Here is a 4,077-nt window from a genome sequence, read left to right on the forward strand (position 1 = left end):
CGCCTGCGCGGGCGGTTCCGGCGTCGGCGCAGGCCGACGCCCGGCACAACGCGCCCCATCGGCGCGGCTTTAGCCGCCCGCCGTGGGGCACTCATGACGTTGCAACAGCCCTGCATCCTACATCCCCCGCACATAGCGCCTGCGCCTGCTGCGCCCCTACCTTTGCCGCCGCTGCATCGCCGCGAACCGCGCGATCGCCCGCACCAGGTCGTCGTCGGTCGAGAGCGGCAGCGTGGCCACCCCGGCCCGCCTGAGCGACTCGGCCAGGGCCTCCTCGCGCCGCGCGGTCGCCTCGGCGAAGCGCTTTCTAAACTTCTTGTCGCGGGTGTCCACATAGAGCTGCTCGCCCGTCTCCGCGTCCTCGATCATGATCGGGCCGACGTCGGGCAGCTCCAGCTCGCGCGGGTCCCAGAGGCGCACGGCGATCACCTCATGGTGGCGGGCCAGCATGGTCAGCGGGCGCTCCCAGCCCGGCGCGCAGATGAAGTCGGAGGCCAGGAAGATCAGCGAGCGCCGCTTGACCGCGCCGAGGGCCGCGTTGAGCAGCGGGGCCAGGTCGGTGAGCGGGGCGCGCCCGGGGTCAGGCCGGCGCAGCAGCTCGTTCAGCAGGCGCAGGGTCTGGATGCGCCCGCCCTTGGGCGGGATGGTGCGCTCGATCTGGCTGCCGTAGAGCATGGCCCCCACCCGGTTGCCGTGGCGGGTGAGCAGCCGGGCGATCGCGCCCACGAAGTCGGTCAGCACCGCGCGCTTGGAGCGCCCCGCCGCGCCGAAGTCCACCGAGCCGCTCAGGTCGAGCAGCAGCCATGCCGCCAGCTCGCGGTCCTCGACATACTGGCGCACATAGGGCGCGTCCATGCGCGCCGTCACATTCCAGTCGATGGCGCGCACGTCGTCCTCGGGCTGGTACTCGCGCAGGTCGGCGAAGTCCACCCCGTAGCCGTAGAACAGGCTGCGGTAGTCGCCCTGGAGCAGGCCGTCCAGCCGGCGGATGACGTGCCAGTCGATCCGGTGGAGGATGCGCTCAGGCGTTACGTCTGGTCGTCTGTCGCTCATGCAGCGGCACCTCCGGGGTGGGGATCCGGCCGAGGATATCGCCGAGCAGGTCGTCGGCGCTCACATTGTCGGAGAGCGCCTCGTAGGAGAGCACCAGGCGGTGGCGCATCACATCGAGGGCCATGTCGCGCACGTCCTGGGGCAGGGCGTAGGCCCGCCCGCGCACGAAGGCCAGGGCGCGCGCCGCCAGGATCATATTGATCGAGGCCCGCGGGCTGGCCCCGAAGGTGACATAGCGGGACAGCTGCTCCATGCCGACCGTCTTCGGGTCACGGGTGGCCGCCACCATACGCACCGCGTACTCGATCAGGGCCGGGTCCACATAGACCTGGGCGACCTCGCGCTGGAGCTCCAGCAGCTGCTCGGCGTCGAGCACCCGCTGGACGGCCTGGAGCGGCGCGGTCATGCGCTCGACGATCACGAACTCCTCGGTGGTGCTGGGGTAGCCGACCAGCACCTTGAACATGAAGCGGTCGACCTGGGCCTCGGGCAGCGGGTAGGTGCCCTCGGACTCGATCGGGTTCTGGGTGGCCAGCACCAGGAAGGGGTTAGGCACCGGGTAGGTCTCGCGGCCGATCGTCACCTGGCGCTCCTGCATCACCTCCAGCAGGGCACTCTGCACCTTCGCCGGGGCGCGGTTGATCTCATCGGCCAGCAGCAGGTTGGTGAAGACCGGGCCGAAGGAGACGCTGAAGTCACCCGTCTTCTGGCTATACATGCGCGTGCCGGTCAGGTCGGCCGGCACCAGGTCGGGGGTGAACTGGATGCGCTTAAACTCGCCGCCGATCGAGCCGGCCAGCGTCTTGATCGCCATCGTCTTGGCCAGGCCGGGCACGCCCTCGACCAGGATGTGGCCGCGGGCCAGCAGGGCGACGACCAGCCGCTCCAGCAGGTGGTCCTGGCCGACGATGATCTTCTTCACCTCGTACAGCACGCGCTCCATGGGGGTGTGGCCTGTGCGGGTGGGTTGGGTCATGCGGGTCTCCTTCTGTCGCCTGGTGCCTGGTGCCTGCGCACGGCCAAAGCACGGCGGCAGTGCTGGGGCTGTGGGTGGCCGTGCCGGGCGCGTGCTTCGGCCCTACGTTGGCGGGCTGCCGCCGCCTCGCGCCTGCCGCCTGGTGCCTGCCACCTGCCACCTCAATACTGCGGCAGCCCGGCTGCGCCGCCGGCGGTGGTGATCGGCACAGCGAATCCGATGCCGATAAAGACATTCTGGTCGGTCGGGTTGACCAGGCCGGCGACGATCCCGATCACCTGGCCGTCGCGGTTGAGCAGCGGGCCGCCCGAGTTGCCCGGATTGACCGCGGCGTCCACCTGGATGAGGCCCTCAAGGCGCCGCTCGCTGTTAGGCATGGTGAAGGAGCGGTCGAAGCCGGAGATCACCCCGGCGCTCATGGAGCCGTAGAGGCCGAGGGGGTGGCCGACCACATAGGCCTCGTCGCCGACGCGCATCGCGCCGGGGCTGCCCAGGGTGGCCGGCACGAGCTGCGCGGGCAGCTGGGCCGCGGCGAGCACGGCGATGTCGTTCTCGGGCTGGGCTGAGATCACCTGGGCCGGCGACTCGCTGCCGTCGGCGAAGGTGACGGTGATCGCGGATGCTCCGTCGACGACGTGCAGGCTGGTGAGGATGTCGCCCCGGTCGTCGATCACCACGCCGGTGCCGAGCCCGCCCACATCGCCCTCGCCCTGGGTCTGGATGAGCACGAGCGAGGGCTGGATGAACTGGTAGACCAGGGAGGCGCGGGCGGGGGCGGGCGTGGCCGAGGCCATGGTCTGGGCGACCGCCTCGCTCACCTCGCGGGCGGTCAGCGGCGTTGGGGAGGGGAAGATCGCGCCGTAGAGAATCATCGCCAGCAGGGCCGCGATCACGCCGAGGGCGAAGGGGGCCGCTCCGCGCGCGCGGGCTGGCAGCTCACGGATGCGCTGTCGCCACGGCCCTATGGGTGCCGCAGGGGGGTCATGCATGTGCATGCTCGCTGGTCGTATGCGTAAAACAGAATGGCTTAGAGATCACTATAGCATCATTTCGCCCCCGAAAGATAAGATTGCGCTGAGAGAACGCGGGCGGAGGGCGAGGTCGGGCTCGCCAGCTCCGCCACGGGATGCGTGGGCCGAGATTATGCTAGCCATCATCGCCGCCTGTGTCGCGGGCGTCGGGCCGGGGGCGATCATCGCCCTGGCCGGCAGCACTGCCGCGCGCCACCGCGCGCCGCAGCTCATCGGCGCTGCGCCGGAGCCGCTGGAAGTAGTCGCTCTCCGTGATCTCGGAGACCTGGCGGGCCTGGCGGCTGCGGTCGATCTCGACCCGCAGCTCCTGGATCTGGCTGCGCAGCTGGCGCTCGCGCGCCTGGACCTCGTCGGCCATACGCTGGAAGGTGCGGGCCAGCTGGCCGAGCGCGTCGGTGCGCCGGGCCACCTCGGAGACCAGCCCCGTCTCATAGGTGCCGTCCTCCACGGCGTGGGCTGCGGCGGTGAGCTGGCCGACCTGGCTGATGTAGCTGTAGTCCTCGACCACATCGCGCACCCGGTTGCGCAGGTGGTGGCAGAGCACCCCGATCACGCCGTGGGCCACCTCAGGGTTGGCGCTCACCAGCGCGCGCAGCGGCTCCTGGCGCAGGCAGAGCATCGTCGTCTCGCGCGCGGCCGTCACCGAGGCGCTGCGCGGCTGGCTATCGAAGACCGACAGCTCGCCGAAGGAGTCGCCCTCCTCCAGATAGTTCAGCAGCAGGTCGCCGTCGTGGACGCGCATCCGGCCGGAGGCGATCAGATACATGCGGTCGCCGGGGTCGCCCATGGCGACGACCTGCTGGCCCTCGGCGGCCACAAGCTCCTCGGCCAGATCGGCGAGGGGCAGCAGCGCCGCGTCGGGCGTCGATGCGAAGATACGCGCGCGGCGCAGCACCAGCCGGCGCTCATCGACGGTCATCATGGGCGAAAAGCCTTCGGTTGCGGATAACGGTATGGCATTCTAGCATATCTGCAGCCAATGAGGGTGTGGGAGAGCTGCGCTCTCCCACACCCTCA

General features: G+C 70.3%; 4 protein-coding genes. All 4 read right to left on the reverse strand.

The annotated features are described in order from the left end of the window. Positions 1-156 precede the first annotated feature (156 nt). Positions 157-1,053 carry a DUF58 domain-containing protein gene (locus K2Z83_RS15995; protein WP_220596192.1) on the reverse strand — a complete coding sequence of 299 codons (897 nt, stop codon included), beginning with the start codon at positions 1,051-1,053 and terminating at the stop codon, positions 157-159. Next, on the reverse strand, positions 1,022-2,029 hold the full coding sequence (locus K2Z83_RS16000) for a MoxR family ATPase (protein WP_255604062.1): 1,008 nt from the start codon (positions 2,027-2,029) through the stop codon (positions 1,022-1,024). The genes K2Z83_RS15995 and K2Z83_RS16000 overlap by 32 nt, the downstream gene beginning before the upstream one ends. 161 nt (positions 2,030-2,190) lie before the next feature. After that, complete coding sequence (locus tag K2Z83_RS16005) at positions 2,191-3,018, reverse strand: S1C family serine protease (protein ID WP_220596193.1); 828 nt, start codon at positions 3,016-3,018, stop codon at positions 2,191-2,193. Between the two features lie 157 nt (positions 3,019-3,175). Beyond that, the gene (locus K2Z83_RS16010; protein ID WP_220596194.1) at positions 3,176-3,982 is read right to left on the reverse strand and encodes a cyclic nucleotide-binding domain-containing protein; all 807 of its coding nucleotides are present in this window, start codon (positions 3,980-3,982) and stop codon (positions 3,176-3,178) included. Positions 3,983-4,077: the final 95 nt, after the last annotated feature.

This window comes from Oscillochloris sp. ZM17-4 (genome assembly GCF_019599295.1).
Lineage (GTDB): Bacteria > Chloroflexota > Chloroflexia > Chloroflexales > Chloroflexaceae > Oscillochloris.